General features: G+C 64.6%; 20 protein-coding genes and 1 pseudogene. 15 read left to right on the top strand and 6 right to left on the bottom strand.

Annotated features, from left to right (window positions below):
* Positions 1-21: 21 nt before the first annotated feature.
* The 13 genes from HCU76_RS29760 to HCU76_RS29700 are packed head-to-tail and all read left to right on the top strand — an operon-like array spanning position 22 to position 13,759.
* On the top strand, positions 22-789 hold the full coding sequence (locus tag HCU76_RS29760) for a phytanoyl-CoA dioxygenase family protein (protein ID WP_213957934.1): 768 nt from the start codon (positions 22-24) through the stop codon (positions 787-789).
* Between the two features lie 16 nt (positions 790-805).
* On the top strand, positions 806-1,831 hold the full coding sequence (locus HCU76_RS29755) for a TRAP transporter substrate-binding protein (RefSeq protein ID WP_213957933.1): 1,026 nt from the start codon (positions 806-808) through the stop codon (positions 1,829-1,831).
* 34 nt (positions 1,832-1,865) lie between these two features.
* Positions 1,866-2,663, top strand: a complete 798-nt coding sequence (locus HCU76_RS29750; RefSeq protein ID WP_213957932.1) for a phytanoyl-CoA dioxygenase family protein — start codon at positions 1,866-1,868, stop codon at positions 2,661-2,663.
* 17 nt (positions 2,664-2,680) lie between these two features.
* The gene (locus HCU76_RS29745) at positions 2,681-3,091 is read left to right on the top strand and encodes a nuclear transport factor 2 family protein (protein WP_213957931.1); all 411 of its coding nucleotides are present in this window, start codon (positions 2,681-2,683) and stop codon (positions 3,089-3,091) included.
* Positions 3,088-4,944: a TRAP transporter large permease subunit gene (locus tag HCU76_RS29740; protein WP_213957930.1), complete on the top strand. Its 1,857-nt coding sequence runs from the start codon at positions 3,088-3,090 to the stop codon at positions 4,942-4,944. Before HCU76_RS29745 ends, HCU76_RS29740 begins: the two co-directional genes overlap by 4 nt.
* Positions 4,945-4,974: 30 nt before the next feature.
* The gene (locus HCU76_RS29735; protein ID WP_213957929.1) at positions 4,975-6,525 is read left to right on the top strand and encodes a class I adenylate-forming enzyme family protein; all 1,551 of its coding nucleotides are present in this window, start codon (positions 4,975-4,977) and stop codon (positions 6,523-6,525) included.
* Between the two features lie 41 nt (positions 6,526-6,566).
* The gene (locus HCU76_RS29730; RefSeq protein ID WP_213957928.1) at positions 6,567-7,820 is read left to right on the top strand and encodes a beta-ketoacyl synthase N-terminal-like domain-containing protein; all 1,254 of its coding nucleotides are present in this window, start codon (positions 6,567-6,569) and stop codon (positions 7,818-7,820) included.
* Positions 7,821-7,867: 47 nt separating this feature from the next.
* Positions 7,868-8,890 (top strand): TRAP transporter substrate-binding protein, encoded by a 1,023-nt coding sequence (locus tag HCU76_RS29725; protein WP_256354563.1) that lies wholly within the window; start codon positions 7,868-7,870, stop codon positions 8,888-8,890.
* A gap of 15 nt (positions 8,891-8,905) precedes the next feature.
* Complete coding sequence (locus HCU76_RS29720) at positions 8,906-9,703, top strand: phytanoyl-CoA dioxygenase family protein (RefSeq protein ID WP_213957927.1); 798 nt, start codon at positions 8,906-8,908, stop codon at positions 9,701-9,703.
* The gene (locus HCU76_RS29715) at positions 9,687-10,736 is read left to right on the top strand and encodes a phosphotransferase family protein (protein WP_213957926.1); all 1,050 of its coding nucleotides are present in this window, start codon (positions 9,687-9,689) and stop codon (positions 10,734-10,736) included. Before HCU76_RS29720 ends, HCU76_RS29715 begins: the two co-directional genes overlap by 17 nt.
* 28 nt (positions 10,737-10,764) lie before the next feature.
* Positions 10,765-12,042, top strand: coding sequence for an acyl-CoA dehydrogenase family protein (locus tag HCU76_RS29710; RefSeq protein ID WP_213957925.1), 1,278 nt, complete (start codon positions 10,765-10,767; stop codon positions 12,040-12,042).
* On the top strand, positions 12,039-12,836 hold the full coding sequence (locus tag HCU76_RS29705; protein WP_213957924.1) for an enoyl-CoA hydratase/isomerase family protein: 798 nt from the start codon (positions 12,039-12,041) through the stop codon (positions 12,834-12,836). Before HCU76_RS29710 ends, HCU76_RS29705 begins: the two co-directional genes overlap by 4 nt.
* A 14-nt stretch (positions 12,837-12,850) precedes the next feature.
* Positions 12,851-13,759: a LysR family transcriptional regulator gene (locus tag HCU76_RS29700; protein ID WP_218511276.1), complete on the top strand. Its 909-nt coding sequence runs from the start codon at positions 12,851-12,853 to the stop codon at positions 13,757-13,759.
* Here HCU76_RS29700 and HCU76_RS29695 read toward each other — a convergent pair.
* The 5 genes and pseudogenes from HCU76_RS29695 to HCU76_RS29675 all read right to left on the bottom strand — a co-directional run.
* Positions 13,754-14,755, bottom strand: a complete 1,002-nt coding sequence (locus HCU76_RS29695) for a TRAP transporter substrate-binding protein (protein ID WP_213957922.1) — start codon at positions 14,753-14,755, stop codon at positions 13,754-13,756. The genes HCU76_RS29700 and HCU76_RS29695 overlap by 6 nt on opposite strands.
* A gap of 33 nt (positions 14,756-14,788) precedes the next feature.
* Complete coding sequence (locus HCU76_RS29690) at positions 14,789-15,559, bottom strand: phytanoyl-CoA dioxygenase family protein (protein WP_213957921.1); 771 nt, start codon at positions 15,557-15,559, stop codon at positions 14,789-14,791.
* The gene (locus tag HCU76_RS29685; protein WP_213957920.1) at positions 15,556-17,187 is read right to left on the bottom strand and encodes an AMP-binding protein; all 1,632 of its coding nucleotides are present in this window, start codon (positions 17,185-17,187) and stop codon (positions 15,556-15,558) included. Before HCU76_RS29685 ends, HCU76_RS29690 begins: the two co-directional genes overlap by 4 nt.
* Before the next feature lie 12 nt (positions 17,188-17,199).
* Positions 17,200-19,077 carry a TRAP transporter large permease subunit gene (locus HCU76_RS29680; protein ID WP_345944752.1) on the bottom strand — a complete coding sequence of 626 codons (1,878 nt, stop codon included), beginning with the start codon at positions 19,075-19,077 and terminating at the stop codon, positions 17,200-17,202.
* A 270-nt stretch (positions 19,078-19,347) separates the two neighbouring features.
* A pseudogene (locus HCU76_RS29675) lies at positions 19,348-19,812 on the bottom strand (tyrosine-type recombinase/integrase); the annotation flags it as partial.
* Positions 19,813-19,868: 56 nt separating this feature from the next.
* On the opposite strand from HCU76_RS29675, the gene HCU76_RS29670 reads away from it, so the two are divergent.
* A complete protein-coding gene (locus HCU76_RS29670; RefSeq protein WP_218511275.1) occupies positions 19,869-20,147 on the top strand; it encodes a transposase in 279 nt (92 codons plus the stop codon).
* 388 nt (positions 20,148-20,535) lie between these two features.
* On the opposite strand, the gene HCU76_RS29665 is transcribed toward HCU76_RS29670, so the two are convergent.
* Positions 20,536-20,880: a phospholipase D-like domain-containing protein gene (locus HCU76_RS29665; protein WP_371319922.1), complete on the bottom strand. Its 345-nt coding sequence runs from the start codon at positions 20,878-20,880 to the stop codon at positions 20,536-20,538.
* A gap of 505 nt (positions 20,881-21,385) precedes the next feature.
* On the opposite strand from HCU76_RS29665, the gene HCU76_RS29660 reads away from it, so the two are divergent.
* Positions 21,386-21,736, top strand: coding sequence for a hypothetical protein (locus tag HCU76_RS29660; RefSeq protein WP_213957918.1), 351 nt, complete (start codon positions 21,386-21,388; stop codon positions 21,734-21,736).
* Positions 21,737-22,207: the final 471 nt, after the last annotated feature.

Genomic DNA, 22,207 nt, shown 5'->3' with positions numbered 1-22,207 from the left:
CTATAACGTCGGAGACAAGACATGCTGACCCCGCAACAGGTCGAACAATACGAGCGCGACGGGCTGCTCGTGCTGCCATCCTTTTTCTCGCTCGAGGAAATTGGCGCGCTCATGGCGGACGTGCCTCGAATCGTCGCGATGGACCGCCCCGAGATTGCCAAGTCCGCTGCCGGCGAAACCTGCGCCGCGCTCGCGCTGCACCGGTACAGCGACGCCTTCGACCGCTTCATGCACCACCCCCTGCTGATCGAGACCGCGAAGCAATTGTTGGGCGGCGACATCTACTGTCACCAGTACAAGATCGTTTGCAAGGAACCGATGGGCACACTGGACTTTCCCTGGCACCAGGACTTCGGGAACTGGCAGGACCTCGATGGCATGCCTGAGCCGAAGGCTCTCAACATCTCGATCTACCTGGATGAGGTGACCGAGTTCAACGGACCGGTCGCTTTCATCCCGGGGTCCCTCCACCACGGCCGCATCCGTTCGCTGGCCGAGACACCGGCCGGACTCGTGAACACGACCACGCTCGCGCGCCTGAACCGCGGCGTGATCGAGGAACTGGTCAACGCACACGGGATCGTGGCGCCGAAGGGCCCGCGCGGGACGGTCGCGATCTTCCACGGCCTCACCGCGCACGCTTCCACGCCCAACATCAGCCCGTGGACGCGGCACATCCTCTACTTCACGGCGAACCGGGTGACCAATGCCATGCGCCGGCCAACGCGGCCCGACTACGTGGCACACCGCGATTTCACCCAGCTCGAGCCCGAGACCGTAGCGGCCTGACCGCGAGGAGTTGCAAATGATTCATCCCGCATCGCGGCTCGGGCGCCGCCGCCTTGTGCTGGGCGCCGCCGGCGCCGCCACGCTGCCGCTGATCACCCTGCCGCGCTTCGCGCACGCGGCGGAGTTCAACTACAAGTACGGCAGCGAACTGCCCGTCACCCATCCGCAAGTCATCCGCGCGAAAGAGGCCTGCGATGCCGTCAGGAAGGACACCGGCGGCCACGTCGACATCGAGATGTTCCCTGCCGGTGCGCTGGGCAGCATCACGGACATGATCTCGCAGGTACGTTCCGGGGCATTGCAGATGCTCAACGTCGCGACCGCGAGCCTGACCACCTTCGACCCCAAGGCGAACCTGTCCATTCCTTACGCTTTCAAGGACTACGCCGCGGTGTGGGCCGCGATGGACGGAGAACTCGGCGCGTACTCGCGCCGCGTCGTCAGCCGCTTCGGAATCCACGTGTTCGACAGCATGTGGGACCACGGCTTCCGCCAGATGACGACGCGCACGAAGGCGATCACTTCGCCAGAGGATCTGCAGGGCTTCAAGATCCGCGTGGCGCTGGTGCCGATGTACGTGTCGCTCTTCAAGGCGCTTGGTGCGGCGCCCACGGCAATCAATTTCAGCGAGCTGTACACGTCTCTGCAGACGCGCGTGGTCGATGGTCAGGAGAATTCGCTCGCCCTCATCGACAGCGCCCGCTTCTACGAGGTGCAGCAGTACGTGTCTGTCACCAACCACATCTGGGAAGGCTACGTCACGTCGGTCAACGATGCGACATGGAAGCGGCTTCCGGCCGACCTGCAGGGCATCGTGCAGCAGCGCTTCCGCGAGGCGACGCTGCGCCAGCGCAGGGACATGGCCGATCTGTCGGGCACCTTGCAGGCGCAATTGCAGACCAAGGGCATGAAGTTCAACAACGTGGAGCCGACCCCCTTCCGCGAAGCGCTGAGCAAGGCCGGCTTCTACAAGGAATGGCAGCAGAAGTTCGGACCCGAGGTCTGGAACATCCTCGAGAAGTACACCGGCGCACTGGCCTGATCGCACGAATCATTGAATCCAAGGAGACCTACCCATGCTTACCCCCGAACAGATCGCAAGCTACGAACGCGACGGATACCTGCTGCTGCCCGAGTTGTTCACCCCCGCCGAGATCGCCGTGGTGCGCCGCGCCGCCTCCGACATCTATGCCATGGACCGTCCTGAAGTCTGGCGCGGCAAGGACGGAGAGTTCCGCCTGGCATTCGGTGTACAGCACTATCACCCGGTGTTCGACCTTTTCCTGCGCCATCCCCGGCTGGTTGAGCCCACGCGCGAGTTGCTTGGTGGCGACGTCTATTGCCACCAGTACAAGCTCATCAACAAGCAACCCTTCGGCAAGCTCGATTTTCCATGGCACCAGGACTTTGCCAACTGGAGCAAGTTCGACGGCATGCCCGAGCCGCGCGCGCTGAACATTTCGGTGTTCCTCGACGAGGTCAACGAGTTCAACGGACCGGTCATCTTCATCCCGGGTGCGCACAAGGAAGGATTGATCCGAGCCGACGTGCTGCCGATGGAGGGGATCGACCAGGACGGAGCCCACACCATCCAGGGCCGCGAACTCGAGCGGATCGCGCGCGCCAACGGCATGGTGGCGCCCAAGGGCAAGGCAGGTACTGCCGTGCTGTTTCATCCGTACATGCCCCATGCGTCCTCGCCCAACCAGTCTCCATGGTCGCGCAGCACCATCTACCTCACGAGCAATCGCGTCGACAACCACATCAAGCGACCGACGCGACCCGAGTACGTGGCGCACACCGACTTCACGCCGCTGCGCGCCGTGGCCGACAACGCGCTGCTCACCTACGTCGAGGAGGCGGCCGCGGCCTGAGCCGTTGCCGCGCCGCCATGCAAGCCGCAGCCGACACAAATGAGTCGCTGATCCGTGTCATCGTGCAGTCGCACAACGATGCGCGCTGCGCAGCCATGCTCGAGCGCGACTTCACCGCGCTCGAAACGCTGCTGGACGATGCGCTCACTTACACGCATTCGACGGGCGTGACGGAATCCAAGGCGCAGTACCTCGATGCGTTGCGCACGGGCCGCGTGAAGTACCTGGGCCTGAAGCGCGAGTTGGACCATTTCCATGCCTGGGGCACTTGCGCCGTGATGCAGGGGCGGCTGGGGGTCGAGGCGGAGGTCGACGGCCAACCCTATGGCACCCGCGCGCTGTTTACAAGCACCTGGGTAAGGCAAGAGGGCAAGTGGAGGATGGCGGCCTGGGCCTCGACGCGTGAGAAAGCGGAGGCCTCGACATGAACCTGGAGCAAGCCTTGCCTCGCCCGAGTGCGTCCCGGGTGGGCGTCAATCTGACCGCCTGGCTGGTCAAGGGCGTGGAGGCGATCTGCGCCGCACTGCTGCTCGTCGAGATCGGCCTGCTGTTCGCAGGCGTGATCTGCCGCTACGTGCTGCACTACCCGTTGGTCTGGTCGGACGAACTCGCGTCGATCCTGTTCATCTGGCTCACCATGTTCGGTGCGGTGCTGGCCCTGCACAAGGGCTCGCACATGCGGCTGACCGCAATCACCTCGCGGTTCCCGCGCTGGGCGCCCCTGCTGGGCACGCTGTCGACCGTGCTGACGGCTGTTTTCCTCATCGTGCTGATGCAGCCTGTCTGGGAGCACGTGGAATCCGAATCGATCCTCACGACAGCGGCGCTCGGCATCCAGAACACCTGGCGGGTCTCTTCCCTGCTGGTGGGCCTCGGGCTGATGCTGCTGCTCACGCTGCTCGACCTCGCTCCGCGCATCGCGACGCGAGACTTCGCCATTTCCGCAGCGGTCGTGATCGTGCTGGGCACTGCCTTGTGGATCGCGGGTCCGGCGCTGCGCGCCATGGGCAACTACAACCTGGTGATCTTCTTCGTGCTGCTGGTCGGCCTGTGCATTGCGGCCGGGACGCCGATCGCATTCGCATTCGGCATCTGCACGGTGGCCTATCTCGTGTTCGCGAACGACGCACCGCTCACGATCGTGATCAGCCGCATGGACGAGGGCATGTCCCACATCATCCTGCTGGCGGTACCCCTTTTCGTGGTGCTGGGGCTGCTGTTGCAGATCACCGGCATCGCGAAGGCCATGATCGAGTTCCTCGCCTCGCTCCTGGGTCACGTGAAGGGCGGGCTGTCGTACGTGCTGCTGGCCGGCATCTACGTGGTGTCGGGCATCTCTGGCTCGAAGGCGGCCGACATCGCGGCCATTGCCCCGGCCTTGTTCCCCGAGATGCAGAAGCGCGGCTACAACAGCGGCGAGATGGGCGCGTTGCTGACCGCTTCCGCCGCAATGTCGGAGACGATTCCGCCGAGCCTGGTCCTCATCACGATCGGCTCTGTGGTGGGCGTGTCGATCTCCGCGCTGTTCACCGGCGGCGCGGTGCCTGCGCTGGTGCTGGCGATCGTGCTGGCCATCGTGGTCGGCTTCAAGGCGCGCCGCAATGCGCCGGCCGTCTCGCAGAAGGCGAGCAAGAAGGTCATCGCGAAGCTGTTCCTGGTCGCGGTTCCGGCGTTGTCCCTGCCGATCGTGATTCGCGTAGCTGTCGTGGAGGGCGTCGCCACGGCCACCGAGGTCGCCACCGTCGGCATCGTCTACGGTGTGCTGATCGGCCTGTTCGTCTATCGGCAGTTCGATGCGAAGCGTGTCTATCCGATCCTCATCGAGACGGCCACGCTGTCGGGCGCGATCCTGCTCATCATGGGCACGGCGACAGCCATGGGCTGGGCGTTGAGCCAGTCCGGCTTTTCGCGCCAGTTGGTGGCGGCCATGGCCAGCATGCCGGGTGGCGCCGCAGGCTTCATGGCGATCAGCATCCTGGTGTTCATCGTGCTGGGCTCGGTGCTCGAGGGCATCCCGGCGATTGTGCTGTTCGGGCCTCTGCTGTTTCCTGCCGCGCGTGCACTGGGCATCCACGACGTTCACTATGCGATGGTGGTCATCCTCGCGATGGGACTGGGCCTGTTCGCGCCGCCATTCGGCGTCGGCTTCTTCGGCGCCTGCGCTATCGGCAAGATCGATCCGAACGAGGCGGCGCGCTACATCTGGCCCTATCTGGCCGCATTGCTCGTCGGCGTGGTCGTGGTCGCCGCATTTCCGTGGCTGTCCATCGGCTTCCTCTGATCCCGCCGTTCCTCTCCAACCGAACTTCCAATGGCCATCACACAACTCTTTGCGCGCGGCGCAACGCTCTTTCCCGCGCGCATCTGCCTGCAGGATGCGACTGGCGCGCGGCGCTACGACGAGGTACATGCGATGGTCACGCGCATCGCGGGTCGCCTGAACGCCAGCGACCAGCCCACGGGCGAGAAGTGCGCGGTGTATTCGCCGAATGCGTCAGCGGCCGTCGAGTGCCTGCTCGGCATCCAGTGGGCTGGTGCGGTCTATGTACCGCTCAATCCCAAGAACCATGCAAGCGAGAACATTGCCATCCTCGACAACTGCGACGTGTCGACGCTGTTCTTCCATTCCTCACTGGCCAGCGAAGTCGACGTGTTGCGGGCGCATTCCCCGAAGCTCATGCGCTGCATCTGCATCGACGCAGCAGTCGCGGGCGCGCAGGCGCTGGAAAACTGGATCGGCGACATCGCGCCACGCCCGCAACCGTTCTCATGGGAGCCCAACGACGTGGTCAGCCTCTATTCCACCGGCGGCACCACAGGGCTGCCGAAGGGGGTGATGCTCACCAGCCTCAACTGGGACATTGCGGCCGCCAACTTTCATGCGCACACGCCCGTGCGGAGGCCGCCGGTGTTCCTGGCCGTGTCGCCGATCACGCACGCGGCAGGCACCTTCTCCTTCATGCTGATGGCGCTCGGCGGGCGCGCCGTGATCCTGCCGGGCTTCGATGCCGGCGCGATCCTGGACGCGATCGAGCGCGAGAAGGTCACTCACCTCTATCTGCCGCCGACGGCGATCTACATGTTGCTCGAGCACGCGAGCGTGCGGGGACGCGACTATTCGTCGCTCGAATATTTCATCTACACCTCGGCGCCGATGTCGGTGACCAAGCTGCGGCAGTGCCTGGAGATCTTCGGCCCGGTGATGATCCAGTTCTGGGGCCAGACCGAGGCACCGAGCTTCTGCACCTGCCTCTCGCGCGAGGACCACTCGGACTTGGCCGATTCGGGACGCGCACGCCGGCTGCTGAGCTGTGGCCAGCCCATGCTGCTCACGCCCGTGGCAGCCATGGATGACGACGGCCACCTGCTCGGTGCGGGGGAGAAGGGCGAACTCGTGGTCAATGGCCCGCTCGTGATGGCGGGCTACTACAAGAACGCGGCCGCCACCGCGGGGGTCTCGACGCACGGGTGGCACCACACCGGCGACGTTGGCTATGTCGATTCGGACGGCTTCGTCTTCATCGTCGACCGGAAGAAAGAAATGATCATCACCGGCGGCTACAACGTCTATCCGCGCGAGGTGGAGAGTGTGCTGCTGTCGCACACGGCGATCCAGGAGTGCGCCGTGGTCGGCGCGCCCGACGAGAAGTGGGGCGAAGCGGTTACCGGTGTGATCGAACTGAAGGCTGGCAGCACCCTCGATGCCGCTGAAGTCATGGCCTGGTGCAAGACGCAGCTCGGCAGCATCAAGGCGCCCAAGTCGGTCCAGATCTGGGCCGAATTGCCGCGCACCTCTGTCGGCAAGGTCGACAAGAAGGCCATCCGCAAGCGCTTCTGGGACGGCAATGACCGGGCCATCTGATTCCACTCATTTCAATCATCTGCAACCCAAGGAACAAACTCATGGATGACGTCTACGTGATTGGCACGGCCTGCACGGCCTTCGGAAAATTCCCGAACAAGAGCTTCAAGGACCTGACTCGCGAGGTCTACACCCAGCTGCTGTCGGACGCGGGGCTCGACGATGGCGAGCGCATCGACAGCTCGTGGTTCGGCAACGTGAAGATGGAGATGTTCAAGCAGCCGAACATCCGCGGGCAGGTGTGCTTCTCCGAACTCGTGGCCGAGGGCCTGTTCCCGGAGTATGTGCCGATGGTCAACGTCGAGGGGGCCTGTGCCACCGGCTCGCTCGCATTCCACGGTGCGTGGAAGGACGTGCTCTCCGGCACTGCGGACGTCTCGCTGGCAGTCGGCGTCGAGAAGACCTTCATACCGGACGATCCGAAGCGGCAGTACGAGTTGTTCACCGGTGGTCTCGACCAGATGAACCCGGAAGTCTGGCACGAATACTTCCGCAGGGCCGGCGAGAAGATAGACCGCCCGTTCGTGCTCAACGGCGCGGGTGGCACCCTGAACATGGACACCTATGCGATGCAGGCGGCCTACCACATGGCCAAGTACGGCACCACGCAGCGCCAGTTCGCGATCGCGGCTTCCAAGACGCACCACAACGGAAGCCTCAACCCGCTGGCCCAGTACCAGTTCGAGGTCAGCGTCGACAAGGCCATGACGGACCGCGAGATCAGCTTTCCACTCACACGCTCGATGTGCGCGCCGATCGGCGACGGCGCGGCTGCAGCGATCCTGTGCTCGAAGCGCGTCTTCGACACGCTGCCTGCCGCAGTGCGGGAGCGGGCGGTGAAGGTGCGTGCATCATCGCTTGCGAACGGCAAGTACCGCGACATCGACGAGCCCGGCGTCAGCCATGTCGCGGCGCGTCATGCCTATGCCTTCGCCGACATCGCACCCGGCGACATCGACCTGGCGGAAGTGCACGACGCCACGACCTACGGAGAGATCTACCAACCCGAGATGCTCGGCTTCTGCGATTTCGGCGAGGGTGGGCGCTTCGCGGAATCTGGTGGCTCCGCAATCGGCGGCCGCACGCCGATCAACACCTCGGGTGGTCTGATCTCGAAGGGCCACCCGGTCGGCGCCACGGGGCTCTCGATGATCCACGAGATCACCGCTCAGTTGCGCGGTGAGGCCGGGCCGCGACAGGTGAAGGACGCCGACATCGGCTTGGCTGAGAACGCCGGCGGCACGATGGGTTTCGACGACGCGATCTGCGCCATCACGGTCCTGCAGCGCGCCTGAACGCGGCGCGCGTTCCATTCGAATCGAATACAACGGAGACAAGCACCATGGCCACCACTATCACGCGCAGGAAGATGATCACCGGCTCGCTCGCGGCAGGCGCGGCAATTTCGACCCTGAGCCTTCCGCGCTTTGCCCGTGCCGCCGAGTTCAACTACAAGTTCGGCAGCTCGATGGCACCCAACCATCCGTCGACCGTGCGCAACGAGGAAGCGTTCAAGAAGATCCGCGAAGAGAGCGGCGGCCGCGTAGACATCCAGTCCTTTCCCGGCGGCGCTCTTGGCAGCGACATCGACATGGTTTCGCAGGTGCGCTCCGGCGCCATGCATTTCATGTACCTGCCGCAGGGGCATCTGTCGAGCATGGACCCGCGGGGTGCACTGCACAGCGTGCCTTTTGCCTTCAAGACCTACGACGACGTCTGGGCTGCGATGGACGGTGACTTCGGTGCCTACCTGCGCACCATCTACACCAAGGTCGGCCTGCATGCCTTCGAGAAGGCGAGCGACCATGGCTTCATGCAGATGACCACGCGCACCAAGCCGATCAACACGCCCGACGACATGAAGGGCCTGAAGGTGCGCGCCTCGGTGGTGCCCCTGTACGTGTCCCTGTTTCGCTCGCTCGGCGCATCGCCGGTGGCCATCCCCTTCCCCGAGCTGTACGTTGCGCTGCAGACGCGGGTGGTGGACGCGCAGACCAATCCGCTTCAGCTCCTCGAGATCGCCAAGCTCTACGAGGTCCAGAGCTTCTGTTCGCTCACTTCCCACACATGGGAGGGCTACTACAACTGCGCCAATGCCAAGGTGTGGGCGAGCCTTCCGCCCGACATGCAGGCGATCGTCTCGAAGAACATCAATGCCGCGACGCTGCTCGCGCGGGACGACCTGGCCAAGTTCAACGTGACCGTCGAGACCAACCTCAAGGCCAAGGGCATGACCTTCAACCGGCCGGACCGCGAACCGTTTCGCGTCGCGCTGCAGAAGGCGGGCTTCTACAAGGAGTGGCGCGAGAAGTTCGGGCCCGAGGCCTGGGGTGTCCTTGAAAAGTATGCCGGCGGTTTGGCCTGAACAGGAGATGTCGCAATGAAACTCAGCGACGAGCAACTTCGCTTCTTCGACGAGCAGGGCTACCTGTTCTTTCCCGACTGCTTCGATGCCGAGGAGATGGCGGTGCTGCAGGCGCAGGCCGCCCGCGTGCTCGCCGAGCCGCGCGAGGAAATCCGTCGCGAGAGGTCAGGCGTGCCGCGCACTGCCTTCGCGGTGCACCGCTACAACGAAGTCTTCGATGTGCTGGCGCACGATCCCCGGCTTGTCGAGCCGCTGGAGCAGATCTTCGGCGAGCCGGTGTACATGCACCAGTTCAAGATCAATGCGATGGCCGCCTTTGCCGGCGAGACCTGGCAGTGGCACCAGGACTTCCCGTCATGGCAGCGCTTCGACGGGATGCCCGCGCCGCGCGCGATGAACATCGCACTGTTCCTCGATGAGGTGAAGCCGATCAACGGCGCTCTGATGCTGATTCCGAAGAGCCATCGGCACGGCGCGCTGCCGGACGCCTACGACGACATCACGACCTCGCATCCCGGTTGGTATCTGAAGCCCGACGTCGTCTCGGAGATGGCGGAGCAGGGCGGGATAATCGCGCCCACCGGCCGCCCGGGCAGCCTGCTCATGTTCCACGCGAACATGGCGCACGGTTCGCCTCCCAACATGACACCGTATCCGCGCCGCATCGTCTACCTGACGCTCTCTGCGGTGTCGAACCATCTGCGCGGCCAGCAGCAGCGGCCCGAGTACATCGCGCACACCGATTTCACGCCAGTGCGCGCGGGCTCGCCCGATGCGCTGCGTGAGCGGGCCCGACATGCAGAACCCGCCTGAGCGTGCGGCGGGGACGGCCGGCTTCGATCCCGAGAGGCTCGACGCCTTCCTGCAGCGCGAGGTCCCGGGCCTGCGCGGGCCGATGCAACTGGAACGCATCGGCGGCGGCCAGTCCAATCCGACTTTCTTCCTGAGCTACGACAACCGCCGCATGGTGCTGCGCAAGAAGCCGGCCGGCGTCGTGCTGCCGTCGGCACATGCGGTGGACCGCGAGTATCGCGTGATGCGCGCGCTCGCCGACAGCGCGCTGCCTGTACCGTCGATGGTGCTGTATTGCGAATCGGTCGACGTCGTCGGCACGCCTTTCTACGTCATGGATCGCATCGAGGGCCGCATCTTTCCGACGCATGCGCTGCCGGGTGTTGCGCCCGCGGAGCGCCGTGCGCTCTACCTCGCCATGGCCGACACGATGGCCACGCTGCATAGGCTCGACTGGGCCGGGTTCGGCCTCGAAGGCTTCGGCAAGCGCGGCGCCTTCTTCGAACGGCAGTTGCGCCGCTGGGCAGGGCAATGGGCCCTGTCGCGCACCGGCGAGAACGCTGACCTCGATACGCTGCTGCGCTGGCTCGGCCAAAACCTGCCGGAGGATGATGAAACCACCCTGGTGCACGGCGACTTCAAGATCGGCAACCTGATGTACCACCCCTCGGAGCCGCGCGTGATCGGCGTGCTCGACTGGGAACTGTCCACGCTCGGACATCCGCTGGCCGATGTGGCATTCAACACTGTGGCCTGGCGCACGCTGCCGACGGAGTACGACGGGATCCGCGGCCTCGACCTGGCAGCGCTCGGCATCCCGTCGGAGGTCGAGTACCTGGATCGTTACTACCGCGCGGCAGGACGGCGCTCCAAGGTGCAGCCTTTCCACTGGGCCTTTGCCTTCATGCGCTGGGCCGTCATCTTCGAGGGCATTGCCGCGCGCTCGCGGGCAGGTACCGCCGTGGCCGGCAACGCAGCGCATGTCGGTTCGCTCGCCGCCGCGATGGCGAGGCGCGGCCTCGAGGCCATCGACGAGCCGATGCACACCACCTGAACGAACAACACCAAGGAACACGTCCCTCATGGAATTCGCCTACACCGAAGCCAACCTCGCGCTGCAACGCCGCTTGCGCAATTTCATGCATGACCGGGTGCTTCCGCAGAACGCCGCGTGGGAGCGCATCGCGGCGAAGGGGCGCTTTCCGAGCGAGATCGTCGAACCGCTCAAGCGAGCGGCCCGTGCCGAGGGACTCTGGAACCTGTTCCTGCCAGGCTTGCGTTCGGGCGAGCCGGGTACGCGGTTGTCGAACATCGAATACGCCCCTCTTGCCGAAATCATGGGTCGTATCCCATGGGCCTCGGAGGTCTTCAACTGCAATGCGCCCGACACCGGCAACATGGAACTGCTGCACTTGTTCGCGACCCCGGCGCAGGCCAGTCGCTGGCTGGTGCCGTTGCTCGATGGCGTGATCCGCTCCTGCTTCTCGATGACCGAGCCCGACGTGGCCTCGTCGGATGCCACCAACATCCGCACCACGATCCATCGCGAGGGCGACGACTACGTCATCAACGGCCGCAAGTGGTTCATCACCGGCGCGTTGCATCCGCTGTGCCGCGTCTCGATCGTGATGGGCGTGAGTGACCAGAGCCCCGAAGCGCCGCGACATGCGCGGCACTCGATGGTCATCGTGCCGCTGGACACCCCGGGTGTACGCATCGTGCGCAATGTGGCGATCATGAACCACCACACGCCCGAAGGCCATTGCGAGATCGAGTACCGCGACGTGCGGGTTCCGGTGTCCAACCTCCTCGGGGAGGAGAACGCGGGCTTCGCGCTGGCGCAGGCGCGCCTCGGGCCGGGTCGGGTTCACCACTGCATGCGCACCATCGGACAGTGCGAACTGGCGCTGGACCTCATGTGCGACCGCGCCTTGCAGCGGCAGGCTTTCGGCAAGCGCTTGTCCGATTTCGCGAACGTGCAGGACTGGATCGGCTACTCGCGCGTCGAGATCGACCAGGCGCGACTCTTCGTGCTGCGTGCTGCCTGGGTCATGGATGAGCAGGGGAACAAGGCCGCGCAGATCGACGTGTCGGCGATCAAGCTGGTCGCGGCGCAGCTGCAGACCCGCGTGCTGGATCGGGCAATCCAGGTGTTCGGCGCGATGGGGCTGACGCCCGACACGCCACTGGCCTTTCTCTGGAGCTGGGGCCGTGCGTTCCGGTTCTTTGACGGGCCTGACGAAGTCCACCTGCGCACGCTGGCTCGCCATGAACTGTCGCGGGTCAAGAAGGAACCGGGTGCCGCCACGCGCTACCAGGTGCCCCCCATGGAGCACGAGGTGGTGGAGGCCGCGGCATGAGCTACCCAGAGCGAGCGAGCGCTGACGAGCCGGTGCTTGATTGGCGCAGCCCCGAAGGCGTGGCGCACATCCGCTTCAACCGCCCCCGCTCGCTGAACGCGATCGATGTGGCCGTGGCGCAAGGGTTCAGGATGGCCTGCCAACGGATTGCAGAAGACCCGCAGGTGCGCGTCGTCGTCGTCAGCGGCGAAGGTCGCGCCTTCATGGCCGGCGGAGATCTCGGCGCGATGCGCGACGACCCGCAGGCTACCGCGCAGTCGTTGATCGAAGGAATGCACGGTGGCATCCGCATTCTTGCGCGCCTGGCTGCGCCGGTCATCGCAAGCCTGCATGGCGCGGTGGCCGGCGGCGGGCTGGGACTGGCACTGGCCTGCGACTTGGGCATTGCCGCGGAAGGCACGCGCTTCAACCTGGCTTATCCGAAGATCGGCGCCAGCTCCGATTGCGCCACCTCCTGGGCGCTCCCGCGCTTGGTGGGACTGCGCCACGCCCTGGAGATCGCGCTGCTGTGCGAGCCGGTGGAAGCGCACGAGGCCTTGCGCCTTGGCCTCGTGAACCGGGTCGTTCCCGCCGCGTCGCTGCAGTCCGAGACCGAGGCCATGGCACTGCGTCTTGCCCAGGGCCCGCGCGAGGCGCTGGGGCGGCTCAAGCGCCTGGTGCGCGAATCGCTGGAACGCACCCTCGATCAGCAGCTCGACGCGGAGGCCGCATCCTTCGTTGCCTGTGCCGGCACGTCCGATTTCCAGGAAGGCGTGTCCGCCTTCCTCGAGAAGCGAGCGCCGCGCTTCGCGTAGCGGCCGCAACCGTCATGGACATACGACGACTCGAACATTTCGTCGCGGCCGCGGACGCCGGCAGCCTGTCGCTCGCCTCGCGGTACCAGTACATCTCCCAGTCGGCGCTGACGCGCCAGATCCAGCTGCTCGAGCGCGAATTCGACGTCGCGCTGTTCGAGCGAAACACGCGTGGCGTGGTGCTGACCGAGGCCGGCGAACTGCTGCGGGAACGCGCGAGGTCCTTGCTGACCCAGATCGGCCACCTCAAGCGCGAGGTCAACGAGCTCGATCGCGAGCCCTCCGGCACGTTGCGAATGGGCATGCCACCCTCGGTGCGCGAGGCCATGGGCGTGTCACTCATCACGCGTTATCGGAATGCGTACGCGCGTGTCCACCTCGAGGTGATGGAAGGCCTGTCGTACAACCTGGCCAAGATGCTGAGCGATGGCACGCTCGACTGCGCGATCTTCATTGGGGACGATGCGTCCGGCCTGCCCATCGTCATGCACAACCTGCGCACCGAGCCGGTGGTAGCCGTGAGCCACGTCGACGCAGGCCTGCGAATGAACCGGCCGGTCGACCTCGAGTGGGTCGTGCGGCAGCCGTTGGTGGTGGCGCGCTCGAATCGAAAGTCGCTCGGACTCGACCGCGAGTGCGCCCTGCGCGGCCTGGTCCTCAACGTGGTCATGGACATCCAGGCGCTGCACCTCAGACTCGACCTCGTGCAATCCGGAATGATCTCGCTGGTGGTCCCTTATTCGGCGGCGGCTGCTGCGCTGCTCGCAGGCAAGGTCAGCGCTGCGCCAGTCGAAGCGCTGAGCACGACCTGGGTCGCAGGCTGGCCTGCGGAAAACGCGCCCAACCTGGCGACGCGCAAGCTCATCGAATGGATCAAGCTCGAGGCCGAGCACTGGCCGGAACTCGCATCGGCCAGTTCATGAGGTGGCGCCGGTCGCGTTCTCGAACGCGGTCCAGATCTCCTTCGGGAACTTGCCCTTCCAGTCGTTGTAGAAGCCACTCGTGCGCAGTTGCGCCTTGAAGCTGGCCACGTCCACGTCATTGAACTTCAGGCCCTTGCCGCGCAGGGTCTGCTCTGTGTTGTTGTTCAGGTTCTCGTTGGTCTTGCGCTGCGCGATGGCTTCCTCGTTGAAGGCATCGGCGCAGACCTTGCGCAGGTCCTCTGGCATCGAGGCCCACGCCTTGCCATTCGCGAGAAACCACATGCCGTCCCACATGTGATTGGACTTGGAGCAGAACTGCTGTACCTCGTAGAGCTTGGCCAGGTTGATGAATCCGAGCGGGTTCTCCTGCCCGTCGACCACCTTGGTCTGCAGCGCCACGTAGGTGTCCGACCAGTTGATCGAGGTCGGAGCCGCGCCGAGTGACTTGAACAGCGACAGCCACATCGGGCTCACCGGCACGCGAATCTTCAGGCCTTCGAGGTCGCGCGCGTTCACGATCGGCTTGACGTTGTTGGTGATCTGCCGGAAGCCGTTGTCGTACATCTTTTCCATCGGCACCAGCCCGGCCTTCTCGATGTCGGCGCGAATCAGGCCTCCGAGCTTGCCGTCCATCGCGGCCCATACTTCGTCGTGGTTCTTGAAGGCAAAGCCAACGCCACTGATCGCGGAAGATGGCACGACGTTCGAAAGGATGAGCGTCGACAGCGTCTGAAACTGGATTGCACCGGCGCGCAGTTGCCCGAGCATCTCCGTGTCGCCGCCGAGCTGGTTGTTCGGGAACACGTCGATCTGCACCGCGCCGTTGGTGCGCTGCGCGATCTTCTCGCAGGCCTTGGCGGCATGGATGTGCAGCGGATGGTCCGTCGGGGCGTTGTGCGCGTACTTGAACTTGAAGTTGCTCTTGGCCATCGAGCCGATCGAGAATCCGGCCGTGCCCGCCGCAATGCTGAACTTCAGGAAGCTTCTCTTGTCCATGGTGTCCGTCTCCGTTGTGATGGTGTTGTCGATTCAGGGAAGCGCGCGAAAGGCCTCGCCGCGAAACGGCTGTCCGTTCTCGAGGCGCAGTTCGCGGAAGCATTCGGGGGTGTCCTTGCCGAACGCGCGCTGCAGGTAGAAGGCCTTGTCGCCGAAGAATCGCAGCGACAGCGTGCGGCGGCGCTGCCCCGCGCGTGTCGGGCCACCGCCGTGCAGGATCGACGGATGGAACATCAGTGCATCGCCCGGTGCCATGGCCCACCCGAGGATGTCGAAGTGCTCGCGTGCGTCCTCGATGCGCGGAACCGGCGGCAGGCCGGTCGTTCCCACGCCGCGCTGCTCGTAGAGCGGTCCCTTGTGCGAGCCGCGTACGAATTCCAGCGCCGACTCTCGCGGCACCGGATCGAAACTCATCCACAGCACGGCCAGATGCGGCCCGTCAAAGCTGAGGTACGAAGTGTCCTGGTGCCAGGCCGTGCGCTGGGCTTTCTCGGCGCCGCCCTCCTTGAAGAACACCTGCTCGAAGGCGAACCACAGCTCGCGCGTGCCCATCGCCTCGCGTACTCGGTCCTTGAGCGGCGCGTGTTCGAGAAAACTCGCGTAGCCGTCGAAGGCTTCCGGGTTGCCGGTGTCGACATAGAAGGTGCCTGAGTCGCCCTTGGTGTAGTTGGAGCTTCGCGGCCCCGGGTGCGCGATGCTCCATTCGAAGCACTTGCGCGCCTCGTCCAGCCAGTGTCCGGTGAGCGCGGCGGGGATGTGCACGACGCCGTCGCGCTCGAAGTTCATCTGCTGTTCTGTCTTCATTCGCTGGTCGCCTTTTCCGTTGATTGCCTGTCACGCTGTTCCTGCAGCCCGTCCCAGGTGTTCGCTGTGACGCCCTGGAGGCGCAGCTCTGCCTTCTTCACCTTCGCGGTTGCCGTCTTCGGCAGCCCCGGCATGAATTCCACGTAGCGCGGCAGGCAGAAGCGGGGCAGGCGGGTCGAGAGGAAGGCCACGAGTTGTGACGGGTCGAGCATCGCGCCCGGCCGGATGACGACGCAGGCCTTGACTTCATCCTCGACGTATTCGCTCGGAACGGCCACGACCGCGCATTCCTCGACTTCCGGGTGCTCGCCGATGGCCTGCTCGACCTCGAAGCTCGAGATGTTCTCGCCGCGGCGCCGGATCGCGTCCTTGATGCGATCGACGAAGACGATCTGCCCATCCTCCGCAAAGCGTGCGGCGTCGCCAGTGTGGAACCAGAAGTTCTGCCAGGCCGCCACGGTCGCTTCCGGCATGGCGATGTAGCCGTTCATCATGGTCCACGGCTCCATCGGCCGGACCCAGAGTTCGCCGACCTCACCCTGCGGCACCGGCAGGCCTTCGGCATCGACCACGACAGCTTGCACTTCCCTGCGCACCCAGCCCGCCTTGCCGGCCTCGGCGAAGCCCACCGGTGCACGGCTCACGACCGCGGCCTCGGTCGAGCCATAGGCGGCCGCGACCTGTTCGATGCCAAAGCGCTCCTGGAAATGCGGCAGTTCCTGCGGCACTGGAACCAGCAGCATCTTCCGCAGGCCATGCTGGCGGTCCTTCGGCCCCGGCGGTTGGCCAAGCAGGAAGTGCACCATCGAGCCAAGCAGGAAGCAGTAAGTCGCCTTGTAATGCGCCGCGGTCTCCCAGAACGCGCTCGCGCTGAAGCGCGGCACGATCACCGCGCTGGCACCCGCCACCAGCGCGTTGTAGACGCCAGCCCATTGGCCGCCCATGTGGAACAGCGGCAGCACGATCAGCGCCACGTCATCTTCGCTCGCCGCACCGAACATGGATGGGTGGGCATAGGTGTAGGCATGCGCCTGGCTGTTGATCGAACCCTTGGAAGGGCCCGAGGTCCCGGAGGTGTAAAGAATCGCGATCGCGTCCGAGGCCCTGTGCTCGGCCGGCGAATCCGGCACGCCGCGTCGCAGTTCACCGAAATTCATGACGCTCAGGCGCGGTGCATGGACGGTATCGCTGTTGCCGCGCACGACCAGCGTGCGCAGTTCCTCCAGCTCGCCGCGGATCGCAAGCACACGCTCCACGTACTGCGCCTCGATGATCATCACCTTGGCGCCGGACGTGTTGATCGCATGAGACAGCGAGGCACCCACATATGCTGTATTGATCGGCACTTCGATGCGCGCCGTGAGCGCGGTGGCCATCCAGCACCGCACGAAGTCGACGTGGTTGTCCAGCATCATCAGCACGGTCTCCTGGCGACCGACGTTGAGGCGTGACAGGCCGCCTGCAATCAGCAACGCGCTGTCGTGCAGCTCACGGTAAGTCAGGCCCTCGCGCGTGTCGTGCACCGCGAGCTTGTCGGGGTGTTTGTCCAGCGCGCGGGCGAAGACGCTGCCGATATGGCGGTCCTGCAACGGCGGCAACTCGCCAAGGTTGAATTCGGGAAGGGACATGTAGGTCTCGTTTCAGTACTTGAGCAGTGTCAATTGAGGAACGAAGGCAACGACCAGCAAGCCGGCAAGCACGACGGCGAGGTACCGCCAGATGTGCCGCGAGGCGAGCGCGGTCTCGACCTTGCCCATGCCGCACGCGAGGTAGAAGCCCACACCGATCGGCGGTGCGAAAAGGCCGATTCCCATCGCCAGGATCACAACCATCGCGTAGTGCACGTCGTCGATGCCGAGGGCGCGCGAGGCTGGATACAGCAACGGTGCGAACAGCACGATGGCCGGAATGCCTTCGAGCAGCGAGCCGACGAGGATGAAGATGCAGATGCTCACGAGCAGGAACATTGCCCGCCCGCCCGGCAGCGTCTTCACCAGCCCGGCCAATTCATTGGACACGCCGGACTGGCTGATGACCCAGGCCATCGCCGTTGCGGTGCCCATGATGAGCAGGATCGCGCCGGAAGTGGTTGCCGTCTCGACCAGCAATGGATACAGCTTTCTCAGGTCCAGGCACCGGTAGATGAGCCAGCCGGCAAGCAGTGCGTAGACAATGCCGAGGGTCGCCACCTCGGTGGCGGTCGCCACGCCGTTGACGATGGCGCCGCGGATGACGAAGGGCAGCCCGAACGCGGGCAGCGCGACAACAAAGAGGTGGCCGACCTCGCGCGCGGGAACCTTCCGGGCCGAAGGCTTGGGCAACTTGCGCGCACGCAATGCGACATACAACCACAGCGCGACTGCGATCACCAGCGCCGGCATCAATCCGCCTTTGAACAAGGTCGAGATCGAAATGCCCATCACCGAACCGATTGTGATCAACACGAGGCTCGGTGGGATGGTCTCGGACATCGCAGCCGATGCGGAGAGCAGGGCAGCCATGTCTCCTTCGTCGTAGCCGCGGCGCTTCATGTCCGGGAACAGTGCCGGCGCGATCGCCGCGATGTCCGCGGCCTTGGAACCCGAGATGCCGGAAACCACGTACATCGCCACGATCAGCACGTAGTTGAGCCCCCCGCGCACGCGCCCAAGCAGTGACGCGAGAAATCCGATCATGGCCTGTGCGAGCCCGGTCACCTGGAGCAGGAGGCCAAGCGCGACGAACAGCGGTATCGCGAGCAGGATCAGGTGCGACATGCCTTCCTCGAAGCGCATGGTGACGATGCTCATGGGCGTACCGTCAGCGCACAGAACGTACAGGGCGCTCGCCGCAGCAAATGCGAACGCGATGGGGATGCCGGTGACCAGCAAGGCGCCGAGCACCACGAAGAACAGCAGCAGTGACCAATGACCCAGTGCTTCTATCTGTTCGGAGAAACCGTAGAAGCCCGCGACCAAGATGCCCACGCCAACTGCTGCAACCGCGATGTGCGACCACGCGCGTCGCCGTATGACGAGTTCGAGTTCGGAGACCAGCATCAGCGAGAGGCCGACCGGCAGCGCCGCATGACGTACCACGTTCGGAATCCCAAGTGCGGGCGATGACTGGCCCCATTCAGCGAAGCAATATTCGACGGCCACTGGGATAAGCGTACCCAGTGTCACCAGTGTCGCCACGCTCGCGACGGCGGCGAACTTGTCGCCATGCCGAGGCAGCGCGGAGACCAACGCGCTCATGCGAATGTGTTGCCCTCCATGGCCTGCGAGCGTTGCGCCAAGCACGCCGACCCAGATCAGCACCACGCTTGCCACCTCGTCTGACCAGACCAACGGACGATGCAGCGCATAACGCCAGAACACCGACGCCAGAAGCAGCACGATTTCGACGGCGATCAATGACGCGGCGATCGCGGCGATGCCGGCGTAGAGGCAATTCAGCAGGCGCGCCGCTCGCCCCGGAACGGGATCGCGGCGCGGCCAGTCGGCGGCTTGCGTCGCGAATTGAATGGGAACCTGCACGTTTGCTCCGGCCGTTGTCGTTGCAGCGACTGTGCGGGAGGTCCCGTGGCTTGGGAAGTGCGTTTATTGGTTCGCGGCCATGCGCGTTTTCGAAGGCGCGACCGTTGCGCATGTCGACGAGGAGGGGAGGGGCTTGGCGCGATCGTGTCGCCTGCAGCAAGGCGGGTATGCAGCGTTATGCACAGCGCGTAGTTATGAACAGTTGGTCCAGCAGCGCGACGTTGCCGGCCTCGTACGAAGACGGCGGTCGCGCCTCTGAACTGCGCGTAATCACAACGTCTTGAGGAACTTCAACAGCTCGTCGTCCGCCCGGAACCGACGTGGGACCAGGTTGGGATCCTGAAGCCTGGCTAGCGCCTTCTCCTTCATGGCGAGATCGGCCTCTACGTACTGATGCGTTGTCGCCGGACTCTCGTGTCCGAGCCACAGGGCGATCACGCTGATGTCCACGCCCGACTGCAGAAGGTGCATGGCCGTCGAGTGCCTCAGGCAGTGCGGTGAGATAGTTCTCCCGCCCAGGCTCGGCATCGTGAGCGCGGCGGCCTTGACGGCCAATGCCAGGCGCTGCGTCACGTTGGATCCCGTCATCGCCTGTCCTCCACGGTTGGGCAGCAGCGCCGACGTGGGAGTCAGGTCCGGGTTGGACTTCAGCCAGGCGCGGATCACCTTGACCGTTGATCGCCAGAGCGGCACAGACCGCTGCTTGCGTCCCTTGCCATGCAGATGCACGCAGGCCGTGCCCGGCGGCGGGGTGGCCCCGGACGGCCAGCACTGGATCGCCTGCCGTCCGGGTGTCTTCCCATGCGGGTGCGGGCGGCTCCGGTCCGGGCGACCTCTTCGACGCCAACGTGGTAGTCGCGCTTGTAGTTGAAGGTATGGACGATCACGGTGACGAACAGTGTGCCGGTACGGGTGCTGTCGCCGCTGGCTTCGTCGACGTCCAGGTGGCCTTCGCGTGGAAAGACTATCGCCACGAGTGGCGACGCAAGGTCCTGCGCCTGGGTGCGCAGGAGTTCGTCTGCCGATTCCTGCTGCATGTGCTGCCGACGGGCTTCCAGCGCCATTCGTGACTATCGCTGGCCAATCGCTACCGCAAGATCAAGCTCGACCGCTGTCGCCAACGGGCGTGTCCAGATGGTGCGCATCGAATCCTTCCTGGCGGGAATCTTGCCGCGAGGTCCACCGAGCACGCTGCCATGAACGCGATTTCAAACGGTCGGTACCAACGCTCGTGCGCAGCGACAGCGTCACCTTGCGCGCTGGCGACATTGGCAGAGAACATCCCATCGCCGCGCGCACTCGGCACCAGCAATGCACATGTCGGCGACGCTCCCGCTCCGGATCGGTCTCAAGCCGGCAACACGCACGCCGCCCATCCGCGGACCTTTGACAGCTCGGTCCGGATTCATTCCCCATAGCAGCCTAGTCTAGGCAGCGCCCCCAATATCATGCCGTCGATCAATAGCTGCTCTCGACGGCAAAGCTTTGCGCCCAGCGACTCTCCCAGTGCGCAAGGTAGCGCTTCGCCAGGCTCGCGTTGTCCCACACCACGAGGACTTTCTCCGAATTGGATTTCGCAGCAGCTTGGCTGTAGTTGAAAGAGCCCGTTTCCGTGTGCCTGCCGTCGACAACGATGTACTTGTCGTGATGGATCGCATAGGAAGAGATCGCGCGGATCGGAATGCCAGCCCCTGCGATGAGGTTCATCGCCGCGATGCTCGACTTTCCCCTGTTGCCCTTGTCATCGACGAACGTGAATGAATAGGCGGGCAGCCGGATGGATTGGTGCGCCGAATCGAGCACTTTGATGACGAGCGCTGCAGAGCCTGCTTCCGGCGAAAAGACAACTTCGATGCGGGCAGCAGACCCCGCAGCGATTGCGGGTGCTGACTGGGTCGCGGCCAGCGGTAGCGGTCCACGCGACCACCAACAGCGTATTGATCAGGATTCTCAAAGGGAGAGCTTGTGCAATGACTTGGGTTTGAAAAGACCACTCTACAGCGGTGTGCACGACGTGGGCGATTGCGGCATTTGCGCAGCACGTTGCGCAGTCGATCCTTCTGCGGGCCGACTTGGAATTCCAACAAGAAGACCACGACTTAACACTCGCCGGCCGCGCCATTAAGGCGATCGATGCTGAAGGCGATTTATCACCGAGCAACTTGGATGTCACGCCCATCCACAAGGAGGCGTCGAGGGCAATTTGCGTAGGGTGCCGCCGACAGACACGCGCGAAAGGCGCGCACACCGTCGAAAGCGTTGTGAGCGCGAACTCGCTGCTTTCCACGTCACACTGAAGGAGACTCACATGACAAAACTGAAATCAGTCGCGCTGTCCGCGTGCCTTGCGTTTGGCTTCGGTTGCGCATTCGCCCAAACCGGGGGCGGCGCTGCTGGCGGTAGCCCAAACGGCGGTCCGCCGCCCAACACCAATTCATCAGCGGCCGGATCGGTCAATGGCTACAAGGACTCTAAGCCGAGCGCCAGCGATAGCAAGGCCGGCGGATCGACGTCCGACGCCGGTGCACGCACCACCACGCCCATCGATGCGATGAACAATGCTATCTCCAAGGATCCGCGCGTCAAGGACCCCAACTCGAATGACGGCCTGCCGTCGCGCGCGGCCGCTGGCGGTAAGTCGACATTGGACACAAAGTGATGCATTCCGGTTTCAAGATGTGCGCTGGCGAGCGGCTGCCAATGGTCTCGGCAACACTGCCTCCCAGCCGGCCGGCTTGGTCATTGGAACGGCCGGAATGGGCCGGCTTTCATCACTTGAAGCCTCGGCATCTAATACAGATGAGGCCATGACGCCGCTGCCCGCGCGGCGCTTTGTGCGGCGCCCGACCGGAAAGCCGAGAGCGTCCGCCGCGACTTGCGTTATGACGGTATAGGAGCCGCTTCGAACTTGGTGACAGCCGCATGCCGAAGTCGCCCGTGTCGGCCGGATCACAGACCTGCCAGTGTCTCTCCGGCGATTCAACGTCGAAGCTGACCCGGTCGCCGAAGCAGACGTAGGGAACTACTGCGTACTGAACCCTGTCGAGTAGCGCCTGCCTATTGCTATCGAAGTCGTTCAGCACAGATAGGCGGAGGACACCGTCCTTCGCATCGCACATGACATCCGATG

The organism is Variovorax sp. dw_308 (assembly GCF_019207085.1).
Lineage (GTDB): Bacteria > Pseudomonadota > Gammaproteobacteria > Burkholderiales > Burkholderiaceae_C > Variovorax.
The sequence above is the reverse complement of the archived record's forward strand: the minus strand, read 5'-3'. Positions and strand labels throughout refer to the sequence as shown.

What these genes read in the sequence shown, in the direction of transcription:
- HCU76_RS29750 (WP_213957932.1), top strand. Translation starts at nt 1,866, where the DNA reads ATGCTTACCCCCGAACAGATCGCAAGCTACGAACGCGACGGATACCTG.
- HCU76_RS29690 (WP_213957921.1), bottom strand. Translation starts at nt 15,559, where the DNA reads ATGAAGACAGAACAGCAGATGAACTTCGAGCGCGACGGCGTCGTGCAC.
- HCU76_RS29725 (WP_256354563.1), top strand. Translation starts at nt 7,868, where the DNA reads ATGGCCACCACTATCACGCGCAGGAAGATGATCACCGGCTCGCTCGCG.
- HCU76_RS29705 (WP_213957924.1), top strand. Translation starts at nt 12,039, where the DNA reads ATGAGCTACCCAGAGCGAGCGAGCGCTGACGAGCCGGTGCTTGATTGG.
- HCU76_RS29755 (WP_213957933.1), top strand. Translation starts at nt 806, where the DNA reads ATGATTCATCCCGCATCGCGGCTCGGGCGCCGCCGCCTTGTGCTGGGC.
- HCU76_RS29745 (WP_213957931.1), top strand. Translation starts at nt 2,681, where the DNA reads ATGCAAGCCGCAGCCGACACAAATGAGTCGCTGATCCGTGTCATCGTG.
- HCU76_RS29740 (WP_213957930.1), top strand. Translation starts at nt 3,088, where the DNA reads ATGAACCTGGAGCAAGCCTTGCCTCGCCCGAGTGCGTCCCGGGTGGGC.
- HCU76_RS29710 (WP_213957925.1), top strand. Translation starts at nt 10,765, where the DNA reads ATGGAATTCGCCTACACCGAAGCCAACCTCGCGCTGCAACGCCGCTTG.
- HCU76_RS29715 (WP_213957926.1), top strand. Translation starts at nt 9,687, where the DNA reads ATGCAGAACCCGCCTGAGCGTGCGGCGGGGACGGCCGGCTTCGATCCC.
- HCU76_RS29700 (WP_218511276.1), top strand. Translation starts at nt 12,851, where the DNA reads ATGGACATACGACGACTCGAACATTTCGTCGCGGCCGCGGACGCCGGC.
- HCU76_RS29685 (WP_213957920.1), bottom strand. Translation starts at nt 17,187, where the DNA reads ATGTCCCTTCCCGAATTCAACCTTGGCGAGTTGCCGCCGTTGCAGGAC.
- HCU76_RS29720 (WP_213957927.1), top strand. Translation starts at nt 8,906, where the DNA reads ATGAAACTCAGCGACGAGCAACTTCGCTTCTTCGACGAGCAGGGCTAC.
- HCU76_RS29735 (WP_213957929.1), top strand. Translation starts at nt 4,975, where the DNA reads ATGGCCATCACACAACTCTTTGCGCGCGGCGCAACGCTCTTTCCCGCG.
- HCU76_RS29660 (WP_213957918.1), top strand. Translation starts at nt 21,386, where the DNA reads ATGACAAAACTGAAATCAGTCGCGCTGTCCGCGTGCCTTGCGTTTGGC.
- HCU76_RS29760 (WP_213957934.1), top strand. Translation starts at nt 22, where the DNA reads ATGCTGACCCCGCAACAGGTCGAACAATACGAGCGCGACGGGCTGCTC.
- HCU76_RS29695 (WP_213957922.1), bottom strand. Translation starts at nt 14,755, where the DNA reads ATGGACAAGAGAAGCTTCCTGAAGTTCAGCATTGCGGCGGGCACGGCC.
- HCU76_RS29730 (WP_213957928.1), top strand. Translation starts at nt 6,567, where the DNA reads ATGGATGACGTCTACGTGATTGGCACGGCCTGCACGGCCTTCGGAAAA.